This is a genomic window from Elusimicrobiota bacterium (assembly GCA_016722575.1).
Classification (GTDB): domain Bacteria; phylum Elusimicrobiota; class Elusimicrobia; order FEN-1173; family FEN-1173; genus JADKIY01.
In genome coordinates, this window is the sequence record JADKIY010000001.1 from 756,215 (window position 1) to 778,860 (window position 22,646).

Annotated in this window: 18 protein-coding genes; 17 read left to right on the plus strand and 1 reads right to left on the minus strand. The window is 65.5% G+C overall.

Features of this window, described 5'->3' with window-relative positions:
- Positions 1 to 2 precede the first annotated feature (2 nt).
- The 12 genes from IPP68_03385 to ndk all read left to right on the plus strand — a co-directional run bounded on the left by IPP68_03385 (position 3) and on the right by ndk (position 17,000).
- On the plus strand, positions 3 to 2,027 hold the full coding sequence (locus IPP68_03385; GenBank protein ID MBL0349406.1) for an FAD-binding protein: 2,025 nt from the start codon (positions 3 to 5) through the stop codon (positions 2,025 to 2,027).
- Complete coding sequence (locus IPP68_03390; protein ID MBL0349407.1) at positions 2,024 to 3,334, plus strand: (Fe-S)-binding protein; 1,311 nt, start codon at positions 2,024 to 2,026, stop codon at positions 3,332 to 3,334. Before IPP68_03385 ends, IPP68_03390 begins: the two co-directional genes overlap by 4 nt.
- A gap of 116 nt (positions 3,335 to 3,450) precedes the next feature.
- Entirely contained in the window at positions 3,451 to 3,771 is a 321-nt protein-coding gene (gene trxA, locus IPP68_03395) for a thioredoxin (GenBank protein MBL0349408.1), read from the plus strand.
- Positions 3,772 to 3,776: 5 nt separating this feature from the next.
- The gene (locus IPP68_03400) at positions 3,777 to 4,343 is read left to right on the plus strand and encodes a TlpA family protein disulfide reductase (protein MBL0349409.1); all 567 of its coding nucleotides are present in this window, start codon (positions 3,777 to 3,779) and stop codon (positions 4,341 to 4,343) included.
- A 19-nt stretch (positions 4,344 to 4,362) separates the two neighbouring features.
- Complete coding sequence (gene polA, locus IPP68_03405) at positions 4,363 to 7,167, plus strand: DNA polymerase I (protein ID MBL0349410.1); 2,805 nt, start codon at positions 4,363 to 4,365, stop codon at positions 7,165 to 7,167.
- Between the two features lie 24 nt (positions 7,168 to 7,191).
- Positions 7,192 to 8,025 (plus strand): bifunctional DNA-formamidopyrimidine glycosylase/DNA-(apurinic or apyrimidinic site) lyase, encoded by an 834-nt coding sequence (gene mutM, locus IPP68_03410; GenBank protein ID MBL0349411.1) that lies wholly within the window; start codon positions 7,192 to 7,194, stop codon positions 8,023 to 8,025.
- Entirely contained in the window at positions 8,022 to 8,615 is a 594-nt protein-coding gene (locus IPP68_03415; GenBank protein ID MBL0349412.1) for a dephospho-CoA kinase, read from the plus strand. Before mutM ends, IPP68_03415 begins: the two co-directional genes overlap by 4 nt.
- A gap of 74 nt (positions 8,616 to 8,689) precedes the next feature.
- Positions 8,690 to 12,958 (plus strand): hypothetical protein, encoded by a 4,269-nt coding sequence (locus IPP68_03420; protein ID MBL0349413.1) that lies wholly within the window; start codon positions 8,690 to 8,692, stop codon positions 12,956 to 12,958.
- Between the two features lie 50 nt (positions 12,959 to 13,008).
- On the plus strand, positions 13,009 to 14,082 hold the full coding sequence (locus IPP68_03425) for an isocitrate/isopropylmalate dehydrogenase family protein (protein ID MBL0349414.1): 1,074 nt from the start codon (positions 13,009 to 13,011) through the stop codon (positions 14,080 to 14,082).
- 247 nt (positions 14,083 to 14,329) lie between these two features.
- The gene (locus tag IPP68_03430; GenBank protein MBL0349415.1) at positions 14,330 to 15,601 is read left to right on the plus strand and encodes a hypothetical protein; all 1,272 of its coding nucleotides are present in this window, start codon (positions 14,330 to 14,332) and stop codon (positions 15,599 to 15,601) included.
- 29 nt (positions 15,602 to 15,630) lie between these two features.
- Entirely contained in the window at positions 15,631 to 16,533 is a 903-nt protein-coding gene (locus IPP68_03435) for a PorV/PorQ family protein (protein ID MBL0349416.1), read from the plus strand.
- Positions 16,530 to 17,000 (plus strand): nucleoside-diphosphate kinase, encoded by a 471-nt coding sequence (gene ndk / locus IPP68_03440; protein MBL0349417.1) that lies wholly within the window; start codon positions 16,530 to 16,532, stop codon positions 16,998 to 17,000. The genes IPP68_03435 and ndk overlap by 4 nt, the downstream gene beginning before the upstream one ends.
- On the opposite strand, the gene IPP68_03445 is transcribed toward ndk, so the two are convergent.
- On the minus strand, positions 16,997 to 17,533 hold the full coding sequence (locus IPP68_03445; GenBank protein ID MBL0349418.1) for a NifU family protein: 537 nt from the start codon (positions 17,531 to 17,533) through the stop codon (positions 16,997 to 16,999). The two genes, ndk and IPP68_03445, sit on opposite strands and share 4 nt — an antisense overlap.
- A 252-nt stretch (positions 17,534 to 17,785) precedes the next feature.
- Here IPP68_03445 and rho point away from each other — a divergent pair, with 252 nt between their 5' ends.
- The 5 genes from rho (at position 17,786) to prmC (ending at position 22,643) form a co-directional block, all read left to right on the plus strand.
- Positions 17,786 to 19,117 carry a transcription termination factor Rho gene (gene rho, locus IPP68_03450; protein ID MBL0349419.1) on the plus strand — a complete coding sequence of 444 codons (1,332 nt, stop codon included), beginning with the start codon at positions 17,786 to 17,788 and terminating at the stop codon, positions 19,115 to 19,117.
- Positions 19,118 to 19,203: 86 nt separating this feature from the next.
- A complete protein-coding gene (locus IPP68_03455) occupies positions 19,204 to 20,148 on the plus strand; it encodes a M23 family metallopeptidase (GenBank protein MBL0349420.1) in 945 nt (314 codons plus the stop codon).
- Positions 20,149 to 20,236: 88 nt separating this feature from the next.
- Positions 20,237 to 20,596 (plus strand): 50S ribosomal protein L31, encoded by a 360-nt coding sequence (gene rpmE, locus IPP68_03460; GenBank protein MBL0349421.1) that lies wholly within the window; start codon positions 20,237 to 20,239, stop codon positions 20,594 to 20,596.
- Between the two features lie 47 nt (positions 20,597 to 20,643).
- Entirely contained in the window at positions 20,644 to 21,714 is a 1,071-nt protein-coding gene (gene prfA, locus IPP68_03465; protein MBL0349422.1) for a peptide chain release factor 1, read from the plus strand.
- Complete coding sequence (gene prmC / locus IPP68_03470) at positions 21,711 to 22,643, plus strand: peptide chain release factor N(5)-glutamine methyltransferase (protein MBL0349423.1); 933 nt, start codon at positions 21,711 to 21,713, stop codon at positions 22,641 to 22,643. Before prfA ends, prmC begins: the two co-directional genes overlap by 4 nt.
- Positions 22,644 to 22,646 lie beyond the last annotated feature (3 nt).

Sequence of the window (22,646 nt, forward strand, 5' to 3'; positions counted from 1 at the left end):
CCATGATTTCCGGTTGGATTGAAAAACTTCGAAAAGCCCTCGGCGACGACGCCGTGCGGACCGCGCCCGGGGACCTCTTCGCGTACGCCTTCGACGCGGCGCTGGAAAAAAGGCTGCCCGGCGCCGTCGCCCTGCCCCGCACCGCCGAGGACGTGGCGCTCGCCGTCCGGATCGCCGTGGACCACGGCGTGCCGTACGCCGCCCGGGGCGCCGGCACGAACCTCTGCGGCGGCGCCGTTCCCGCGACCGGCGGTTTGGTGATCCATTTGGCCCGGCTGAACCGCGTCTTGTCGATCGACCGGGACCGTCGGCGCGCCTGGGTCGAGCCGGGCGTCGTCAACCTCCACCTCCACAAACTCCTGGCCCCGCTGGGGCTCTTTTACGCCCCGGACCCCGCGAGCCAGAAGGCCTGCACGCTGGGCGGCAACGTCGGGACCAACGCGGGAGGCCCCCACTGTCTGAAATACGGCGTCACGACCACCCACGTCACGGGCCTGGAGATGGTTCTGCCCGACGGGACGCCGGGGCGTTTCTCCATCGACGACCCCGGGTTCGACCTTCCGGGGTTGCTCGTGGGGTCCGAGGGGACTCTGGGCGTCGCGACGAAGATTGAATTGAATCTGATGCCCGCGCCGGAAGCGGTGGAGACCTTTTTGGTCGCCTTTCCCTCCATGGAGGCGGCGGCTCAAACCGTGACCGACACGATCTCCACCGGCATCGTGCCCGCGACCTTGGAAGTCATGGACCGCCTCACCGTGGACGCCGTGGAGGCTTTCGTCGGCGCGGGCTATCCCCGGGGGGCCGAGGCCGTTTTGCTGATCGAGTTGGACGGCCCGCGGGCGGTGATCGCCGAAGAAGGAGAACGCGTTCGCGCGATTTGCCGGAAAAACGGCGCGACGGAATTCCGCCGGGCGGCCAACGAACGCGACCGGGAAAAATTCTGGGAAGGCCGCCGGGGGGCTTACCCCGCCATGGCGCGCCTGGCGCCGAACGTGCTGGTGGAAGACGGCGTCGTCCCCCGCACCCGCCTGCCGGAGGCCGTCCGCCGAGTTCGCGCCATCGCCGACCGGGAGAAACTGCGCATGGGACTCATTGCCCACGCCGGGGACGGGAACCTCCACCCCAATTTAATTTTCGACGAGCGGGATCCCGCCGAAACCCAGCGCGTCAAAGCCGCCGGCCACGAAATGCTTCGGGTGTGCGTGGAGTTGGGCGGGTCCATATCCGGGGAGCACGGCATCGGCCTGGACAAGCGGGAGGCCATGCGTTGGTTGTTCACCCCCCCCACCCTGGACCTTTTTCGGCGCCTCAAAACCGCGTTGGACCCGGCGGGCCTCTGCAACCCGGACAAGCTCATTCCCGCGGCGGACCCGGCGTCGGTCGCCGTCGAACTCCCCGTCGAAGAAAACGAGGTGTTGAACGCGACGATCTCCTCCGCGGTCCAGGCGCAACAATGGCTGCGACGGGCGGCGGCCGAAAAGCGCCCCGTCACCCTCGTCGGACACAAGAAGCGTTTGGCGGGGGAGGCGCGGGGCACGCTCCTGGACACGACCGGCCTGTCGGCGGTGGTGCGCCACGACCAAGCCAATTTCACCCTGACGGTGCAGGCGGGGGCCCTCGTTTCGGACGTGCATCGCCAATTGGCCGCGTCGGGCCAGTTCCTGTATGTTTTTGGCGAGGGCACCCTGGGGGGCGTGGTTTCGCGCAACGCCGGACGCGGGCCGCGCTTGCGCGATCAGATCCTCGGAATGACCGTCGCCCTGCCCGGGGGGGATCTGGTGGCCCTCGGCGCCCCGGTCGTCAAAAACGTCGCGGGTTACGACGCCGCCAAATTGTTCATCGGCGCCTGGGGTTCTTTGGGGATGATCATCGATTTGACGTTCCGGCTTCACCCGGTGCCCGCCCCGGCGGGGGAAGTCTCCGACCCGACCCGCCCCCCTTTTTGGAACGTTCCCGCGCTCGGGACCGTCCGGAACGCCTTCGATCCGGACCATTTGATGAACCCGATGCTGTTTGAACGCCCATGACCGACCGCGCCGCGCCCGATCTCGTGACCACCAAAGCGGTTCTCCCCGGTGGGGAGGACCGGCGGTCCTACGACGACACCCTGCACTGCAACCGGTGCGGGTTTTGCACGTCCTATTGCCCCACCTACCTGGCCACGGGGGACGAAACCCTCTCGCCCCGGGCGCGCAATCAGTCGTTCCGGGCCCTGCTCGAAAACCGCCTGGCGCCCGAGGACGCCAAGCGGGCCTTCGACACCTGCTTGTTGTGCGGGATCTGCACGTCGGTTTGCTTCGCCCAGGTGCCCACGGCCAAGCTCATGTCCGCCGCCCGGGAGAAGGCCCAGGAAACCCTGGGCGCGCCGTTTCTGGCCCGCCTGGTGGTCCGGGGGCTTCTGCCCCGTCCGCGCCTCTTTGAAGCCTTTTTGAAATGGGTCTACGCGCCCAAACGATGGGGACTCTCGGGCCTCTTGGCCCGTTGGGGAATTTTAAACCGGTTGTCTCCGCGTCTGGCGGCGGCCGAGGCCATGGTCGAGGAGGTGCCCGCGCGGTTCCTCCGGGCGGAACTCTCCCCCGCGCCGGTCGACGCCGAGGCGGTTCAATTCATCGCCTGCGGTCCCAACGTCGTTCTCCCCGAGGTGGGGCGGGCGACGGCCCGGCTTTTAAAGAAAACCGCCGCCCGGTCGGGGGCCGCGCCCAACGTGTGCTGCGGCCTGCCGGGTTTGAGTTTGGGCGACCGGGAAGGGGCCCGGGCGTTGGCGCGCCAAAACATCGAAATTTTGGAGAGGTATCCCCAAGCGCTGGTCCTGGTGGACGATTCCTCCTGCGCCGCGACGATCAAGGAATATCCCGCCCTTTTTGCCGACGACGCCCCCTGGCGGGAGCGGGCGGAGGCCTTGCGCGCGCGAACCCGGGACCTCTTGGAATGGTTGGCCCGGGCCGGGACGCTTTCGCCGGAAACGAAGGGCCCGGTGACCTACCACGACGCCTGCAAGGCCCGCCAGGGCCAGGGGCTCGTCCAGGAACCCCGGCGCGCCCTGACCGGGGCGGGGGTGGATTGGCGGGAGCTTCCCGAGGCGGACCAATGTTGCGGCGGTGGGGGGACCTACAGTTTCATCCAGCCGGGGATCTCCCGGGCCGTGGGCGCCCGAAAAATCGATCGGATTCTTTCCACCGGCGCGGGGGTCGTCCTGACCTCCAGCGTGTCCTGTCTGCTGCAGCTGCGGGCGGGCCTTCGGCGGGCCGGCTCCCGCGTCCGGGCCCTCCACATCGCGTCGTTTTTTTTCCCGGACCCTTCGGCTGGTTCTCCGGGGCCCTCCGACGATCTTTGACAGCCCCCCGCCGGTGTGGTAAACTGGCCGACAGCGCGTCGCCCCGAGGGAACTTTCGACCGGTCGGCGTGTTGAAGTAAGCGATCCCCCTTTTCCCAATCCGAAAGGAGCCTTTCATGGAAGTCCAACTCAGCGACAACGCTTTCGACAAAGACGTTTTGAAATCCCCCAAACCCGTGCTGGTGGACTTTTGGGCTCCCTGGTGCGGTCCCTGCCGCGTCCTGGGTCCGATCGTCGAAGAGCTCGCCAAGGAATACGACGGCAAAATCGTCGTGGGCAAGCTGAACACCGACGACAACCCAAACACCGCCTCCCACTACAACATCTCCGCCATTCCGACCATGCTCTTCTTCAAGGGCGGCCAGGTCGTGGACCAAATGGTCGGCGTCTACTCCAAAAAAGACATTAAAGCCAAGCTCGACGGCCTCCTGAAGTAACCCGATTGAACCGCCGCTTCCTCCCGCTGGCCGCGTTGCCCCTGTTGTGGCCCGCCCTGGGCGGTTGCGGCCGTCCGGAGCACGGCGGCGGGGCGGTCGCGGCCGACGCGGCGCCCGCCGGCGCGCCGGTCTTCTCCCTGCCGAACCTGGCGGGGAAAACCGTGTCCTTGGCGGAGTTCAAGGGGCGCGTGGTGTTCCTCGATTTTTGGGCCACCTGGTGCCCGCCGTGCCGGGCCTCCGTGCCCGAGGTGGAAAAACTCTTTGGCGATTACCGGGGACAGAATCTTCAAATCCTCGGCATGAACCTGGACGAAGACGCCGCCGACGTCGCCCGGTTCGTGCAGAAAAAGGGTCTGTCCTACCCGGTGATCCTGGCGGGCGGGTCCGGGGTGGCCGACCTTTACGGGGTCCGGGGGATTCCCCATTTCGTGCTCATCGACAAAAACGGCAAGGTGGCCGAATGGTGGGCCGGGTACTCCCCCGACATGCCGGCCGCCTGGCGGGCGGCCATCGACCGACTTTTGGTGGCGCCCCCCGCCGCGCCGGCCCAGAGCGGTCCCCGCACCTACTGATTTTTCCCTCGGGACAACCGTGACAAGTCCCGCCCGCCAAACCCTCTGCCTCATCGACGCCCACGGCTATCTCCACCGGGCGTACCACGCCCTGTCGCGGATGGGCCGTCCGATGACGAATTCCCGGGGCGAGCCCACCGGCGCCCTCTTCGGTTTCGCCAAGCTGCTGATCAAAATTCTCCGGGAGAACCGACCCGACCGCGTGGCGGTTTGTTTCGACGCGCCCGGGCCGACCTTCCGCCACCGGGCCTACGCCGAGTACAAGGCGCACCGGAAAGAGATTGAGCCGGACCTGAAGTTTCAGCTGCCCCTCGCCCAGGACCTGGTTCGGGCCTGGGGGCTGCCGATGGTCGTCAAACCCGGCTACGAAGCCGACGATTTGATCGCCACCCTGGCCGCGCGGGGGGTGCGGGACGGTTTTGACGTGTTGGTCGTCACCGGGGACAAGGACGCCCTTCAGCTCGTGGACGACCGCGTCTCGGTCTTGAACGAGGCCAAAAACATCGTCTACACCCCGGCGGAGGTGGAGAAAAAATACGGCCTGCGGCCCGACCAGCTCGTGGATTATTTCGCCTTGACGGGGGACGCGTCGGACAACGTGCCCGGCGTCCCCGGCGTGGGGGAAAAGACGGCGACCAAGCTTTTACAAGAATTCGCCACCCTGGAGGCGATCTACCGCCAACCCGACCGGGTCCCGGAAAAAGTCCGACAAAAACTTCTGGACCACCGGAACGACGCCGAGATGAGCCGCCGGTTGGTGGTGTTGGACCGGGAGGCCCCCATCGACGATAAACCCGCCGATTGCCGTCCGCCCGAGGGGTCGCGGCCCGCGCTGATGGATTTTCTGCGGCGGTATGAATTTAATTCCCTGTTGGTCGAACTGGGTGGCGGGCCGCGCCCGACCCCCGCGGTCCGTCCGTCCGGGACCCGGACCGACGGTGTTTCGGCGGCGGTTGAACTTCCGGCCCGCCCCGCGCCCGCGGCGGCCGCCCCGCCGGTGGAACGGCGGGTCCGTACCGTCCTCACCCCCGCGGATTTAAAAGACCTGGCGGCGGACATTGGGGGCGCCGATCAATTGGCCGTGGACGTGGAAACCACCGGATTGGACCCCTTCGCCTGTGCGTTGGTCGGGATCGCCCTCTCCACGCGGCCCGGGGAAGCCTGGTATGTCCCGGTCGGCCATCGCCTTCTGGGGGAGCCGCCCTCCTGGCCCCTGGACAAAATTCGCCCCGTTCTCGGCCCCCCGTTGGCCGACCCGAAAATTCCCAAAGTGGGACAAAACCTCAAATTCGACGGGCACGTGTTGGAGCGCCACGGGTTGCCCCTGGCCGGTGTCGCCTTCGACACGCTGGTCGCGTCCTATTGCCTCAATCCGTCCCGCCCGAACCACGGCTTAAAAACCCTGGCGTTGGATTTGTTGGGCGAGTCCATGACGCCCATTGAAAATCTCATCGGTTCCGGCGTCAAGGCGCTTACCATGGACCAAGTGCCCATCGAGCGGGCCGCGGCCTACGCCGGCGCCGACGCCGAAGTCACCTTGCGTCTCAAGGCGTTGATGGAAAAAGACCTTCGAGACCAGAAAATGGAACGGCTCTTTTATGACGTGGAAATGCCCCTGGTGGGCATCCTGGCGGACATGGAAACCGCGGGGCTGGGGCTCAACGTGCCCTACCTGCAAAAACTGTCCCGGGAGTTCGGCGACGCCCTGTCGGGCCTGGAAAAAGAGATTCACGGGTTGGCCGGGGAAACCTTCAACGTCAATTCGCCCAAACAATTGGCCGTCGTGCTTTTTGAAAAATTGAAATTGCCGGTGGTGCGGAAAACCAAAACGGGGTATTCGACGGACGAGGAAGTCCTGCGGAAATTGTCGGACCGGCACCCCCTGCCCGCCCGGATGGTGGCCTACCGGGAACTGGCGAAACTCAAATCCACCTACGTCGACGGACTCCTGGAACTGGTCGATCCCAAAACCCACCGGGTTCACACGCGATTAAACCAGGCCGTGGCCGCCACGGGGCGGTTGTCCTCGAGCGATCCCAATCTTCAAAACATCCCCATCCGAACGGAGGAAGGCCGTAAAATCCGCCGGGCCTTCGTGCCCGCCGAGGGGAATCTTTTTCTGTCGGCGGATTACTCCCAGATCGATCTTCGGGTGCTCGCCCACATGTCGGGGGACCCCGCGCTGGTCCGGGCCTTCCGCCGGGGGGAGGACATTCACGCGGCGACCGCCCGGGATATTTTCGACCTCGGGGCCGACGCCCCCGTCACCGATGAGCAACGGCGCGTCGCCAAGTCGGTCAACTTCGGCATCGTGTACGGTCAAACCCCCTTCGGGCTGTCCCAGCAGCTGGGCCTTCCTCTCCCCCAGGCCCAGGATTACATCCGGCGCTACCTGGAGAAATACGCGGGCGTAAAAGACTGGGTGGAAGCCACCTTGGCGCGGGCGCGGAAGGACGGCTACGTCACCACGCTTCTCCACCGCCGACGGTACCTCCCGGAGATCAACGCTTCCAACGGCAACCTGCGCGCCTTTGCCGAGCGCACGGCCATGAACACCCCGATCCAGGGGACCAGCGCGGACCTGATCAAGGTGGCCATGCGGGAGGTGGCGGCGTGGATGGCCAAAAGCGGCGGGCGGGCCCGCCTGTTGCTCCAGGTTCACGACGATTTGCTTTTCGAAGCTCCCCCGGGGGAATTGTCGACGTTGGCCCCGGCGGTGAAACGGGTGATGGAGTCCGCCGTGCCGCTCGACGTTCCCGTGGTCGTGGACGTGAAGACGGGCCCCAATTGGGCGGACTTGAAAAAAGAGAGAGCCGGCGCGTGAACGGCCGGCCGCGGGAAAGGCCCCGTGCCTGAACTTCCCGAAGTCGAAACCATTCGCCGGGACTTGGCCGCGCTGTTGGCGGGCCAAACCATCTTGGCCGTCCGGGTTCGGGATCCCCGGGCGGTCCAGGGGTTCGGCCCCGACGGAGCGCCGCGGCGCGCCGTCGAACCCGGGGACTTCGCCGGGCGCCTCGTCGGCCGACGGATCGCCGACGTCCGGCGACGGGGAAAATACCTGGCGATCGTTTTGTCGGACGGAGTTTTGCTGGCCCATTTGCGGATGACCGGCCAATTGATCTGGGGGCCGCCGTCGGCCCGGGCCCGGGTCGTTCTCGAATTTCGGGGAACGCCGACGGTGCTCAATTATTGCGACACGCGCCGTTTCGGGGAGCTCTGGACCGTGGACGCTTTGGCCGACGACCCCGCTCTGGCCGCCCTGGGACCGGAGCCCCTGGAGGATTTCGACGTCGACGCCTGGGGGCGGGCGCTCCGCCGGTCGGACGCCCGCGTGCAATCCGCCCTGCTCGATCAACACCGGATTGCCGGGTTGGGGAATATTTACGTGACCGAGGCGTTGTTTTTGACGGGCGTTCGGCCCACGCGCCGTTGCGGGCGACTTTCCCCCTCGGAGATTCCACCGTTGGTGGCAAACATCCGCCGGGTCCTGTCGGACGGTCTCCGCCACCGGGGCGTGTCGTTTCGGGACTACCGGGACGCCCGGGGCGAGCGGGGTCAAGCCCGGGCGACCCTGAACGTTTACGGAAAGGCGGGGCGGCCCTGCCCCCGCTGCCGCTCGGTTCTGCGGGGCGTGAAAGTGAACGGGCGGGGAACGGTTTTTTGCGCGAGGTGCCAAGAATGAAAAAAAAGATTCGCGTGATCGGCCTGACCGGCGGGTTGGGCTCCGGAAAATCCACGGTGGCGGCGGCCCTGCGGGCCCGGCGAATCCCGGTGGTGGACGCGGATCGAATAGTCCGGCGGGCTTTGGCGCCGGGCGGCGCGGCCCACGCCCGGGTGGTCCGCTTGTTCGGCCCGGGGGGCGGGGGTCCGGGGCGTCCCCTGGACCGAAAAAAAATCGCCGCCGTTATTTTTTCCGACCCCCCCTTAAGACGCCGACTGGAGGGAATTCTTCATCCGCTGGTCGCGCGGGAAATCCGCCGGGCGATCGCCCGGCGCCCCAAGTTGCTTGTGCTCGACGTTCCGCTTCTCTTTGAAAGCGGCCTTCACCGTTTGGCCGACGCGACCGCCGTGGTTTGGGCGCCTTGGCCTCTGCGGTATCGGCGGGTGGTTCGAAGCGGCCGGTTGACCGCGTCGGACGCTCGCCGTCGGGAAGCCGTCCAAATGCCCCTGGCGGAAAAAAAACGGCGGGCGGATTACGTGATCGATAACCGCGGGACTCTCCAGGACTTGGCTCGAGAAATAGGACGATTTCTAGAGGCGATAAAAAAATAAAAGCCTTTCCTTTTACAAAACATTTACAAACCCTTCCCCGGTTCTTTCCCCCGGACCTTCTATACTAAGGCTCTATGAACCGCCGTCGAGTCCGCCCCCCCCATCGATCGTTCTCGAACCCCGTTCGGCCCGTCTGGCGTCTGGGGATGGCGGCCTCCGTCTTTTTGACTTCCATCGGGCCCCTCGCCGCGGACGATTTGTGGTCCGATCGCCGCCGCGCCGCCCGTTCCCGGTTCGCCGACGAGATCGCCCCCGCGGCCGATTCCCTGAAGGCCGTTCTCCCGTCGGCCGAGGAGGCCTGGAGCGGCCGGATTTTCGGCCCCACCGAGGCCGCGGCCGGTGCGTCGATCCCGGGTCCCGGCCTGTTGCCGGCCTGGGTCCGCTCCACGGTCGGAATGGACGGCGACGTGCGGGACGTTCGTTTTCCGAATTCAGCGCCCCGGCGGGTCGTCATCCACATTCAGGATTTGCACGACGTGGAGGAAGCCCAGCGTCGGGTGGCGGGCCTCCTGGAGCAGCTGGCGGCTTCCCGGCCGGGGCCCCTGCCGGTGGTCCTGGAGGGCGCCGCGGGCGCTTTTGAGCTCCCCGCCTTCCGGGCTTTCGCCGACGATCGGGCCCGGGCCCGCGCGGCGGACCTGTTGCTCCGCCACAACGTGTTGTCCGGCCCCGAGGCCTTCGGCCTAACCACGGCCCGGGACGCGCGTCTGCGCGGGGCGGAAGATCCGGATTTGTACCGGGAAAACGTCGCCGTCCTGCGGGACGCTTTGCCGCGCCGCGAGGCCGATGCCGCCCGTTTGGCCGCCGTCGTCCGAGTTTTCGAGGGTCTTCGGGAAAAAAAGCTGCCCCCGGCCCTCCTCGCCCTGGAACGGAATTCCGACGCCTACGAAGCCGGGGCCCTGCCCCTGGCGGCCTACGTGAGCGCCCTCTCGTCGCCCGAATCGGCGGGGGGGGAAGGCCCGACGGTTCGCCGCCTGCGGCGCGTGTTGGACATCGAGCGCCGGGTTCGTCCCGAGCGCGTGGCCGAAGAGCGCGTGCGCCTCGTGGAGCGGTTGGCGCCCCTTTTGTCCCCGTCGGAAACCCGGGATTTGATGCGCGCCGGGTTGGACCACCGCCTCGGACGCGGCGCCCCCGATTTATTTCACGCCGCGTTGACCGCGTTGGCCGCCTCGCACGGCGTTTCCTGGTCGGAATTCCCCGCCTACGCCGCCTACGAAACCTCCCGAGCCGAGGCGGAAAAAATCGATCCCGCGCGCCTTCACGAAGAACTGGCCGCCCTCGCGGCCGCGCGGCGGGCCGCCCTCGCGACGGACGACGGGGCGCGTCAGCTCCTGGCGGCCGGGGAGGACCTTCGCTTGATCCGCCGCTTGACGGCGTTCGGCCTTTTGCCGGGGGATCTGCCGCGTCTGCAAGAACGGCAAAAAGAGTTGGAGCAATGGGCCGAGCGCGTGGCCGACTGGTCGCGGACGGACGTTCCCTCCGTCGCGGAAAGCGTTCGGCGGAGCGCGTTGTTTTATTCCTTGGCCGAACGCCGGAACGGGGCCTTGGCCGACCGGTTGATCGAAACCTTTGAGGACGCCGCGCCCGCGGGCGCCCCGTCCGTCGTCGTGCTGGTGGCCGGCGGTTTCCACGGCCCCGGCGTTCGGGACGCCCTTTTGGGTCGCGGGGTGGGTTACATCGGGCTCGTGCCCCGCGCCTTGGGATCGTCGGCGGCTTCGTTGGACGATTTTCGCCCCGGGTCTTCCCCCGTCGATCGAATGTGGTCCGGCGCCCGTCGGGCCCTCCACCGCCCGCTCGTTTTGGCGGCCGACCCGCTGGACGACGCGCCCGGCGCCTCGGAGCGGGCCCGCGGACTCTTGGCGGGCGCCCTGGCCGCGGTGTCCCTCGCGGGGGCGGCCGTGGACGCCCAGGCCGGTCCTCTTGCCCCGGGCCAACGCGTGTCCTTGGCCCGGTTCTCCCCGGAAGGGCGCGATCGATTGAACGCCCTGGCGCAAACCGCCCAGGAACGGGCCGCCGATCTGACGCCGCCCCTGGATTTGACGGTGGGCGTCGGGGGGCTGACCCTCGTTCGCGCGCCGGAAGGGGGACCGCAACTTCGGCTGCCCCTGGCGTTGGCCGGGCCCGCGGGCCCGGACCGACGGACGGCGGTGGTGACCTTTTCGCCGGACGGTTCGACGGTGGTCGATTTGGTTTTCGAGCGGGCCGCCGCCGAATGGCGCGCGTGGGCGAAGGACGAATGGCGGAAATTGATCGGTATTCCGGTTCGCCAAGGGTTGGCGGTTTTTCGAAGTTCCCTGGTGTCCCCCTGGAGCCCCGGGTTGGACGAATGGATGGGCCGCCGGTTGGCGGCGCTCGGCACCCGGAGCCTCTGGTCCGTCGGACAAGCCACGGGCGGCGTGGCTTCTTTCGGGTTGCTGGAAATAAACCGCGCCGCCCGTTGGACCGGTTGGAGCGGCCTGGCCCGGTGGACCGAGAATTTGCGCGAACGCCTTCTTTTGGACGAGGAGCGCCGGTGGGTCGGCCTCCTCCTTCGAAACGCTCCGTTGGGCGTCCGGTCCGCCCTCTTCCACCGCCTGGCCCTCGCCCACGGAATGCCCTGGGACCGGGCTTGGACCGAAGCCCTGCGGGAGTCGTTGCCGCGCCTGGGCCCCGGCGTGCCGCCGTTGTCCGTCGTCGGCGTGGACCTCCGCCCGGCGTTGCCGGGGGACCCCGGCGGGGCCACCGTCCATGTTCTTTTGAACGGGCAACCCCGAACCCTTCAGTTTTCGGCTTCGCGTTCGGCGGCTCTGGCCGATCGCGCGATGGACCACGCGTTGGTTCAAGTGTCGTGGGGTCGGAACGCGGCCGCTCCCTGGGTGACGCTTCAGGCGGCCGCCTTGGCCGACACCACGGTCATGGCCTCGGTGTTGCGCCACACGGTGCGGGAGTGGGACGCGCTCTTGACCGACCCGGACCTTTCCTTCAGCGAAGCCCACGCGTTGGTTCGCGAGGAGGGCGAGGATTTGCGCCTGGATTTGGTCCTTGAGCGCCGACGGTGGATCGACCCCGTGCAGACCTTCGAAAACGGTTTGTTGAACGGAAACTTGGTGGACGTGGAAATCGATCGGAGCCGCCTCCGGGGCCCCGCGTGGACGCCGGCCGACGCGGCCGCCGCCGTGCGCGTGCGTCCGTTGTCGACCAATCGGACCATCGAGCAGGGACGCCAGGGATTCTTTTCCGATTTCGGCCTCTCGCCGTATTTGTTGGGAACCACCGGCCCCTCGGCCTCGGAGATTTTGGAGGACGTGAATCGTTTGACCGCGCGGCTTCGTTCCCTGGACGTGCCCGAGCCCCGGGCCTGGGCGGAGCGGCTCGCGGAAGTTTCCTTGAAGGAAAAAATCGACGCCCTGCGCCTGTTGGCCCGTTATTTCCGGGCCCGGGACCGCCAAGGGGAGTTCTTCCCGTTGGGAAGCAAACGCGCTCCCCGGGTGCGGGCGTTGTCGGATTTTGTGTTGGGGCTCGCGCGTTCCGTGGGCCGGGAAGCCGGTCAGCTGGCCGCCCTTCGCGGGGGGGCCGTGCGACCGGCCGCGCCGGACGCGCTCCTCCGCGCCCGGGCGCAAAGCGCCGTGGAGCGTTTTCCGTCTCTGGCGCGCACCTTGTTCGCTCTGTTGGAAGAAGCCGGCGTGACGCCCGTTCCCGGAAAAGAAGCGGAGCGGACCGCCTTTGCCGCCGATTTGTTGATGGTCTACGCCCACGCCTTTGACGAGGGCTACGGCCGTCTCGCCGTTTTGACCACGGCGTTCGCCGCCCGGGAAGCCCCGGACGCCAAGGGCCTGGTCGTGGGGGTTTTCCATGTGCGCGACTCCCTGCGCGATTCCCTGGCCGCCGGCGAACTGGTCCGCTCCCTGCTCGAGCGTGGGCGTCAAGGGACGTCGGCCGGATTCGCCCCCGTCGTTCTCCTGGACGGGGCGGGTTTCGAGAACGCCACCGCCCGCCAACTGTCGTCGGAACTTCAGTACCGGCTGGCCGAGGAGGCCCCCGGCGCTCCCGCGGATCTCCGGGACGCCGCGCTCCGGAGCCTGGCCGAACGGCTTGTCGTGGTCCACGCCGACGCCGTCGCCCAGGACGGCCGCGTCAGCCTGCGCCGCCTCCTGAGTTGGACGCGTTCCCAATGGGCGGGACGAACGGTGGGGACGGTTCAGATTTTCACCCGGGACCGCGACCGTATTTTGGACGACGTCCGCGGCCGCCTCGTGGATTGGATCCTCTATCTGATCGAACCCCTGGGGCTCCGGCGCCTGTCCTCGTCCCTGGAGGACGCGGCGGCCGAGGACCGCCTGCGCCGTTTCATCGCGTCGAACGCCTAAGAATTCGCTAAAATGTTTTTCATCAACTTTTCTTCCAAAGGACATCTCCCATGACCACCCACAACGTAACGCTCATTCCCGGCGACGGCACGGGGCCCGAAATCTCCGCCACGGTTCAGAAAGTGTTGGACGCCACCGGCGTCAAAATCGCTTGGGACGTCGTGGAGGCCGGGGCCGATGTCGTCGAAAAATACGGCACCCCGCTCCCCGATAACGTGCTGGCCTCCATCCGGAAAAACAAAGTCGCCCTGAAAGGCCCCCTCACGACTCCCATCGGCACGGGGTTTCGCTCGGTCAACGTCGCCCTCCGAAAAGAACTCGACCTCTACGCCTGCCTCCGCCCCTGCAAGTCCTACGCGGGCGTCCGGTCCCGCTACGAGAAGATCGACTTGGTCGTGGTTCGGGAGAACACCGAAGATCTCTACGCCGGGGTCGAATACGAGGCCGGAACGAAGGAAGCGAAGGAAATCATCGGCTGGGCCAAAGGAAAAATTTTTCCCGACGCCGCCATCTCCATCAAGCCCATCTCCCGCACGGGCACCGAACGGATCGTGAAATTCGCCTTCGACTACGCCGTGGCCCACAAACGGCGGAAAGTCACCGCCGTGACCAAGGCCAACATCATGAAGTACACCGACGGCCTCTTCTTCCAGGTCGCCCAGGAAGTCGCCAAAAAATACCCCGGCATCGAATACGAGGAACGGCTGATCGACAACATGTGCATGCAGTTGGTGCAAAAGCCCGAGCTCTACGACGTGATCTGCCTGCCGAACCTCTACGGCGACATCCTCTCGGACCTCTGCGCCGGCTTGATCGGCGGCCTGGGCATCGCCCCGGGCGCCAATCACGGCAAGGACATCGCGCTTTTTGAGGCGGTCCACGGCTCCGCCCCCAAATACAAGGGGATGAACAAGGTGAACCCCACGGCCGTCCTGCTCTCCGGCGTTTTGATGCTGGAGCACCTGGGCGAAAAAGCCGCGGCGCAGAAACTCGAAGCCGCCATCGCCGCCGTGATCGCCGAAGGAAAGTCGGTGACCTACGATCTCAAGCCCCAACCCACCGATCCCACCGCCGTCGGTACGAGCCAAATGGGCGATGCCATCATTCGGGCCATGAAGAAATGACCCGGGCCGCCGGGGTCCTCCCGGGTCGATCAACGCGGCGCTTCGCAATCGTTCGGGGCGCGTTCCTCGCCGGAATTGTCTGTTGGACGGCGGGGCGCCTTTGGGCGTTGCAGGACGGACAAGCCGCCTTTGATCTGTTGGGTCAGGTGGACGTATCCGGAGCCCCCGTTTTTACCCAAAGCGGGATCAACAACAGTCAAGGGCCACGCCGAACGCCCGCGGGTTTCGGCTCGCGGCCGGACTGGCGTTGGATCCGGTCGCCCACCGTTTGTTCGTGAGCGACGCCCAAAATCATCGGGTGCTCGTTTTTAACCTGAACGCGGAAAACGGTCTGGAAGATCGGACCGCCGACGTTGTTTTGGGGCAACCGAACTTCTCGGCGAACGCCTCCGGGAACACCGCGCATTCGATGAGCGGTCCGTGGGCCGTGGCGGTCGATTCCTCCCGGGAACGGCTCTACGTGGCCGACGCCGGCAACAATCGGGTGTTGGTGTTCAACGTGTCATCGCCGACAAACGGGATGGACGCGACGGCCGTGCTGGGACAGACGGGGTTCGGACTGTCGGGGGCCACTCGAACCGTCGATGGGATGTCGGATCCCGAGGGCTTGGCGTACGACGCGGACGGACGTCGTTTGTTCGTCGGCGATGTCGGCAACCGCCGTGTTCTCGTTTTCGACCTGGCCGCGGTGGCCACCGGCCTTTCGGCGGCGGCCGTTTTGGGGCAATCGGATTTCGTTTCCTACACGAGCGCCGCCGATCAAGGGCATTTCGTCGCCCCGTACGGCTTGAGCTACGATTCCAAATCTCGACGATTGTTCGTTTCGGACTCGGTGGCCCACCGAATTCTGGTGTTCGACGCGGCGTCCGTGGTCAATGGGGAACCGGCCGTGGGGGTTCTGGGTCAGGCCACTTTTGCTGGGACTTCGCCCGGAGGCCCCAACCGGAATCGATTCAACAACCCCCTGGGAACGGCTTTCGACCCCGCCAGCGGTTCCCTGTTTGTCGTGGACGAAGTCAACGCGCGTGTCCTCGTCTTTGACGTTAACCGTTTGGACGATGGCGAAGACGCCGTGGGCGTCCTGGGTCAGCCGGATTTCCTTACGTCGAATTTGGCCACCTCCGCGGCGGGGGTCAGCGACCCCGTGTCTTGCTTTTTTGATGTTTCCTCCCGGCGGCTCTGGGTGGGGGAGGGTTCTCCGAACTGTCGGGTCGTCGTGCACCAGGTTTTTCCGTTCCCCTCCTACGCGGGCCCCGCGACGGTGCGGGCGTATCCCAACCCTTTTCGGTCAACGGCGGGAAATTCGTCCGTGACCATCGATCGATTGCCGGCGGGGGCTGCGGTGAAAATCCATGCCCTGGATGGACGGGAGGTCCGAGAATTGATGGCCGACGCCTTCGGTTCTTTAACCTGGGACGCCAAGGACGCCGGGGGGACCTCGGTGCCGAGCGGCGTGTATTGCGGGTTGGCGACGTCGGGCGGGGACACGAAGACCTTTAAAATCGTGATTCAGCGGTGAGGAGAATTCCCTTGAATGAAGCCGGAACAATGAGAAAACTTTTTTTAGCGACGATCGGGATGGTCCTCGGGGTGGGAGGGGCCTTCGCCGGGGACGGAAGTTCGACGGCGGGGTTTTTAAACCTGCCCTCCTCGAGTCGGCTGGCGGGGTTGGGGGAAGCGGGGCTGGCGTTGGTCGACGGATCCCAAGGCCTTGGCGTGAACCCGGCGAGTTTGGGGCGGTTTAAGGGGCAGGGAGTGGGTTTGACCCACGGGATCTACGTGGACGAAAGCGCCCTGGAAGACCTGACCTACGCCCGGGCGACGAAGGCGGGGGCGTTCGGGGTGGGGGTTCGGTATTTTTCGGCGGGGAAGATCGACGAATTGGACACGACGGGGGCGACGGTGGGGAGCTTTACGCCAAGCGACTTGGCCCTGACGGCGGGGTATGGCCGTGCGCTGAAGTATTTGAAAGTGGGCGGGGCCGTGAAATACATTCGGTCGAAGCTGGTGGACAGCGCGAGCACGATCACCCTGGACCTGGGGATCGAGTCCAGGCCCCTGCTGCAAAAGAAACTGCGGCTGGCGCTGGTGGGACAGAACCTCATTGGGAGTTTGAAGTATGAGACGGAGAAAAGCGACCTGCCGCGGATGATCCGCGCGGGCGGGACGTACAGCGTGAAGGACCCCTGGGACGTGGCGTTGGATTTTGGATTTCCCAAGGACGGGGACACCGAATGGTCCCTGGGGACGGAGTATCGATTAAGAATGGCCGAGCCCTGGGGCGTGGCCCTCCGGACCGGCTACAACAGCCGCCGTGCCGACGTGAGCGGGGGGGAAGGATTCGCCTTGGGTTTGGGCGTTAAACGGAACAAAATGACGGTGGACTACGCCTACGTGCCCTTCGGCGACATCGGATCGACCCATTGGATTACGATCGGGTGGGCCTGGTGAGCGCGGAACTGTCCTGCGTCATCGTCAAGCCCGACGGGGTGGGGAAAGCCCTGGTGGGGAAGATATTGGGCCGGCTGGAGGAGGAAGGGTTTCGCCTGTTGGCGGTCCGAATGGTTCGTCCCACGGTGCCGACCATGTCCGAATTCTACGCCGAACATCGCGGGAAACCTTTTTACGACGGTTTGATGAAGTTTATGACCTCGGGGCCCTTCGTAGTCACGGCGTGGACGGGGGAGAACGCCATCGCCCGCATTCGGGCCCTGGTGGGCGCCACGGACCCCCGAAAAGCCGCGCCGGGAACCCTTCGGGCGACCTGGGGAACGGACAATCGCCGAAATTTGATCCACGCCTCGGACTCCCCCGCCAGCGGCCAGCGGGAAACGGCGCTCTTTTTCACCCCCGCCGAATTGGCCCCCTACGACCCCCAACGCTGGGCCGCCGAGGACATGGCGCCACCGAAAATTTAAACCGACACCACCTGAATCTTGGGGTCCACCATCCGCTGGAGAAGGTTTTGGATGGCGTAAAGGGTTCCCGAGGTCGCGCTGGCGCAGCTTCCGCAGGCCCCCTGGTAGTGCACCGTCAACACGTTGTCCGAAAATTCCAACACTTCCAACCCCCCGCCGTCTCCGGCCAAGGCCGGGCGCACGTTCTCATCGATCACCGCGTTGATGAGGGCCAGTTTTTCGTCCGTGGAGCCCGTTGCCGCGGCCGCGCCCTCGGCGACGGTCGGCGCCGCGGTGGTTTCGATGGCGGCCACGAGCCGGGGTTTGATCAAGGGCCAGTCGGCGTCCGGAAATTTGGTGATCGTGACGAACCGGTCCATGACGAACACCGAGGCCACGGGGCCCGAGGCGAAAATCGCTTCGGCCAAGGGGTGGCCCTTGGCGGTGTCGGTCGATTCAAAGGACAGCGCGCCTTTGGCGACCAACGCGGCGTCGGTGATGAATTTGAGTGAATCGGGGTTGGGGGTGGCTTGGGTTTCAATCACGTGAACCATGGAGTTCTCCTTTTTTCCGTCGGTGAATTGTACCTTTTTTGTCGGCGGCGGTCCAGAACCCGGGAAAACCCTTGACACGGATCGTCGGGCGTGTATAATGAGTGCGGAAAAACCCACCGAGATGCTCTTCCCAATTCCGTTGTCCATCCCGAGGTGAACATCCCCAACGGCGCGCACGGCGCGACCGCGGGTTTTTCCGCTGTTTCATCTTAAAACACAGTCGCCCCATCCCCCAACTCTAAGGAGCGCTTCATGGAGTCACACACCCACACCCCCCATCCCCACCCGGCGTCCGCCGGCGGGACCCACAAGCCCCTGAACGCCGAGGCCCTGACCAAGGCGTCCATGTCCGAAATCATCAAGATCGGCGAGGATTTGAAAATCCCCGCCGTCGCCGGCATGCGGAAACAGGAGGCCATCGCGCGCATTCTGGAAGCCCAGGCCCGGGATTCCAACAACGGCGCGATCGTGAAGGGCGGCGTGTTGGAAGTGCTTCAAGACGGTTTCGGTTTTTTGCGGAGCCCCGACTACAATTACCTGCCGGGTCCGGACGATATTTATATTTCGCCCAGCCAGATCAAGAAGTTCGGCCTGCGCAAGGGCGACACCGTCACCGGCCAGGTCCGACCGCCCAAGGACCAGGAGCGCTTTTTCGCCTTGTTGCAGGTCCAGACCATCAACGGCGAGCCCGTCGAGAAAGCCATTCACCGGCCTCTCTTCGACAATCTGACGCCCCTTTACCCCCAAAACCGGATCAACCTGGAAACCAAAAAAGACGAGATCAACACCCGGATTCTGAACCTCGTGACGCCCATCGGCAAAGGCCAGCGCGCGTTGATCGTCGCCCCGCCCCGGACCGGCAAGACGATCTTTCTTCAGAAGATCGCCAACTCCATCACGGAGAACCACCCCGAAATCGACCTGATCGTCCTGTTGATCGACGAACGCCCCGAAGAAGTCACCGACATGCAGCGGAGCGTGAAGGGCGAGGTCATCAGCTCGACCTTCGACGAACCCCAGGACCGCCACGTGCAGGTGGCCGAGATGGTGTTGGAAAAAGCCCGCCGGCAGGTGGAGTGCGGCAAGGACGTTTTGATCCTGCTGGACTCGATCACCCGGCTGGCCCGGGCCTACAACTCGGTCACCCCGAGTTCCGGCCGCGTGCTGTCGGGCGGCATCGACGCCAACACCATGGAGCGGCCGAAGCGGTTCTTCGGCGCCGCCCGGAACATCGAAGAGGGCGGGTCGCTCACCATCATCGCCACCGCGCTGGTCGAAACCAACAGCCGGATGGACGACGTGATCTTTGAAGAATTCAAAGGCCGTGGGAACATGGAAGTTTATTTGGACCGGAAACTGGCCGACCGCCGCGTGTTTCCCGCCATCGACATCCACCGGTCGGGCACCCGGAAAGAAGAATTGCTCCTTTCCCCGGACGAGCTCAATAAAGTGTGGATTCTCCGCAAAGTGCTCTCCAGCCTCTCGCCGGTGGACGCCATGGAACTCCTCATCGACAAGGTGGGGGCGACGAAGTCCAACAAGGATTTCCTGCGGTCCATGGAACTGTCCAGCATGGAGAAATAAGCGAGAACACGGCCGGTTTCGGCGGTCCCGGCCCCCCGATTTCCGTTGTAATTTTTCGAAATTCGGGGTATCCTTAACGAGAGCTTATGCGTCGACAAACCGATGTCCTGGTGGGAGGCATTTTCGCGGCCGCGGCGCTGGTGGTCACCCTGGCGCCGGTGGGCGGAGCGTCGTTTCAATTCAGCGCGGGCGAATCTCCGGCGTTCTCGGAATCCTACCTGCTGACCGTGGCGCGCGGGCCCGCCGGGCCCTCCCCGGAAACCTTTCAAACCTTAAGCGATATGGGTCGCGTGGTCGTCGGCCAGTACGAAGTCCGGCCCCAGGACACTCTCGCGAGCATCGCCGCCACCTACGGTTCAACGGCGGACTACCTCCGAAGCACCAACCATTTGGAATCCACCAAGCTCCCGCCCGGCAAAACCCTGCTGGTTCACAGCGGCAAAGGCATGCTTTATCAAGTCCGGGAGAAAAAAGGACGGCCCGAAAGCCTTCGGCAGATTGCCCAGCGTTACAATCGGTCGGCGGTGGAGATCGCCCGGGCCAATCGGCTTCCCGGGGTCGCCTTGCTCGGCGATTTCGAATTGGCGGACGGCAGCGTGCTTTTCTTGCCGGGAGTGCGCTTGCGATTCACCGATTACATGGTCCCGGTCGCCTGGGTTCCCGGTCGGCGTATGATTTCTTCCGGATTCGGCGTCCGCCGCCATCCGTTGCTCCGAACCCGGCGTTTCCACACGGGCCTCGACATGCCCCGCCCCTTCGGTTTTCCCGTCAAAGCCTCGCGGGAAGGCACCGTCATTTTTTGCGGGTGGCGGGGCGGCTACGGCAAACTCGTGATCATCAAACACCAGGGCGGTCTGCGCACCTGGTACGGCCATCTTTCCCAAATTGACGTCGCCGAGGGCCAGCGCGTGACCAAGGGCCACCCGGTGGGCCGGGTCGGCGCCACGGGGTTGGCCACGGGGCCCCACCTCCACTTCGAAGTGCGGGACCGTTTCGGCAATTCCCTCAACCCCAAAAAGTTCATTTTTTAGGTATAATAAGCCATTCCCTGACGCCCCGCGGGGCTTTGCCCGCCGGGGCTTTTTGTTGGAAACACGTCTCCCCCATAGAGAGGTTGAAATGAAAGAAGGCATTCACCCCAATTACAATACCGTCACCGTGGCCTGCGCCTGCGGGAACAGCTTTGTGACGCGGTCCACCGCGTCCCAGATCCGTCTTGAAATTTGCTCCGCCTGCCACCCGTTCTACACGGGCCGGCAAAAACTCGTGGACACCGCCGGTCGCGTGGAGCGCTTTGAGAAGCGTTACGCCGCCACCGGGGGCAAGACGATCGTCCGCAAGCCCGCCGCCAAAAAAGCGGCCGCTCCGGCCCGTCCCGCGGCCAAAAAAGCCGACAAGGTCCTCCGCACCGCGCCCAAGGCCGGCGCCAACAAACCGAAACCCAAAAGCGAAAAAACCGCCGTTAAGGCCGGTAAGTAGCTCTCCGTCCGTCGGCCGCCCCCGGTGACCGGGGCGGCCGGGGTCTCATGAACCCCAAATTCCAACAACTGGTCGAGCGTTACGCCCAGGCGCAACACCGCCTGGCCGATCCCGCCTTTCAAGGCACGCCGGAGTACAACGCGTTGGCCCGGGAGTACAAGCGTTTGGAACCGGCCGCGGCCAAAGCGGCCGAGCTCCGCCGCGTGGAATCCGACATCGAAAAATCCCAACCGCTGCTCCAATCCAACGAAGCCGATCTCCGCGCCTTGGTGGAGGAAGAGCTTCTCACCCTGCGCGGCCGCGAAGCCGCGCTCACCCGCGAGCTGGAGGAATTCCTATTGCCCCGGGACCCCCAGGACGAACGCGACGTCATCGTGGAAATCCGGGCGGGCACCGGGGGGGACGAGGCCGCGCTCTTTGCCGGCGATCTCTACCGCATGTACACCCGTTACGCCGCCGACCGGGGCCTGGCGGTGGAGCCCTATTCGTCCAGCCCCACGGGGTTGGGGGGGTACAAGGAAATAATTTTCGGACTCCGCGGATTGGGCGCCTACGGACGATTCAAAAACGAAAGCGGCGTTCACCGGGTTCAGCGCGTGCCGGACACCGAAGCGTCGGGGCGGGTCCACACGTCGACCGCCACCGTGGCCGTTTTGCCGGAGGCCGACGACGTGGACATACAAATCAACCCGGCGGACCTGCGCATCGACGTCTATCGCGCCTCGGGGGCGGGCGGCCAGCACGTGAACAAAACCGAATCCGCCGTCCGCATCACCCACCTGCCGACGGGCGTCGTCGTGGCTTGCCAGGACGAGCGGAGCCAAATGAAAAACCGGGCCAAGGCCTTCGCCATGCTTCGAACCAAATTGTACCAGGCGCAACAGGAACGCGTGGACGCCCAGCGCCGGGACCTGCGCCGCAGCCAAGTCGGGTCCGGGGAACGCACGGAGAAAATCCGCACCTACAATTTTCCCCAGGACCGGGTGACCGATCACCGCTTGAATCAGAATTTCCACAACCTGCCCCGCATTTTGGAGGGGGGCTTGGACGACATGTTCCAGGCTCTCGCCGAAGCGGAAAAGGCCCAGAAGCTGGCCGCCTTGGAAACGCCCCAATGACGCCCACCATCGGCGACGGAATTAAGCGCGCGACCCAGCGATTGTCGGACCGGGGCGTTTCCAACGCCGAACGGGAGGCTTTGGAGCTTGTGGCCCGCGCCGCCGCCTTTTCCAAAGACACCCTGCCCGCCCGTCTTCGGGACCCCTTGAGCCCGGAGGCTTCCATTTTTCTTGATCAGTGGACGGTCCGCCGGGTCGCGGGCACCCCGCTGGCCCATTTGATCGGGGAATGGGATTTCCTGGATTTCACCGTCACCGTCACCCCGGACGTTCTCATCCCCCGGCCCGAGACCGAAGGTCTTTTTGACTGGGCCGTCCGCGCTAGCGGCAGTCCCAGATCGTCGGATGGGGCCGTCCGCGCTAGCGGCAGTCCCAGATCGTCGGATGGGGCCGTCCGCGCCCGGGACGCCGTTTCGGGGGCCAAAGGCCCGGCGCATTGGGTCGATTGCGGCACCGGCTCCGGGGTGTTGGCTCTGGCCGCGGCCCGGCAGTGGACCGATGCGCGGGTAACGGCCATCGATCTTTCGGCCGCGGCCCTGGCCGTGGCCCGGTGGAACGCCCGCCGATTGGGCGTGGAGAACCGAATTCAATTTCGACAGGGCGATCTCTTGGACGGGATCGACGACCAATCCGTGGACGGTCTCCTGGCGAATCTGCCCTACGTGGAAGACGGGGAATGGTCCGGCCTGGCCACCGAAGTCCGCCAGGAACCCCGGCGCGCCCTGTTGGGCGGCTCCGATGGGCTGGACGTGATTCGACGCTTTGTTCCCCAGGCCGCCCGCGTTCTTCGTTCCGGCGGGGCGGTGTACCTGGAAGTGGGGCGAGGCCAAGCCGAGGCCGTGGCCGCGCTGTTGCGCGGCTCCTTCAGCGACGTGCGATTGGAGAAGGATTTCGCCGGCATCGACCGGTACGTGGGGGGCGTGCGATGATGC

Coding starts and splice junctions, on each gene's coding strand:
- IPP68_03455 (MBL0349420.1), top strand. CDS start 19,204: ATGCGTCGACAAACCGATGTCCTGGTGGGAGGCATTTTCGCGGCCGCG.
- prmC (MBL0349423.1), top strand. CDS start 21,711: ATGACGCCCACCATCGGCGACGGAATTAAGCGCGCGACCCAGCGATTG.
- rho (MBL0349419.1), top strand. CDS start 17,786: ATGGAGTCACACACCCACACCCCCCATCCCCACCCGGCGTCCGCCGGC.
- IPP68_03435 (MBL0349416.1), top strand. CDS start 15,631: ATGAGAAAACTTTTTTTAGCGACGATCGGGATGGTCCTCGGGGTGGGA.
- IPP68_03425 (MBL0349414.1), top strand. CDS start 13,009: ATGACCACCCACAACGTAACGCTCATTCCCGGCGACGGCACGGGGCCC.
- IPP68_03390 (MBL0349407.1), top strand. CDS start 2,024: ATGACCGACCGCGCCGCGCCCGATCTCGTGACCACCAAAGCGGTTCTC.
- IPP68_03420 (MBL0349413.1), top strand. CDS start 8,690: ATGAACCGCCGTCGAGTCCGCCCCCCCCATCGATCGTTCTCGAACCCC.
- trxA (MBL0349408.1), top strand. CDS start 3,451: ATGGAAGTCCAACTCAGCGACAACGCTTTCGACAAAGACGTTTTGAAA.
- IPP68_03385 (MBL0349406.1), top strand. CDS start 3: ATGATTTCCGGTTGGATTGAAAAACTTCGAAAAGCCCTCGGCGACGAC.
- IPP68_03415 (MBL0349412.1), top strand. CDS start 8,022: ATGAAAAAAAAGATTCGCGTGATCGGCCTGACCGGCGGGTTGGGCTCC.
- rpmE (MBL0349421.1), top strand. CDS start 20,237: ATGAAAGAAGGCATTCACCCCAATTACAATACCGTCACCGTGGCCTGC.
- prfA (MBL0349422.1), top strand. CDS start 20,644: ATGAACCCCAAATTCCAACAACTGGTCGAGCGTTACGCCCAGGCGCAA.
- IPP68_03445 (MBL0349418.1), bottom strand. CDS start 17,533: ATGGTTCACGTGATTGAAACCCAAGCCACCCCCAACCCCGATTCACTC.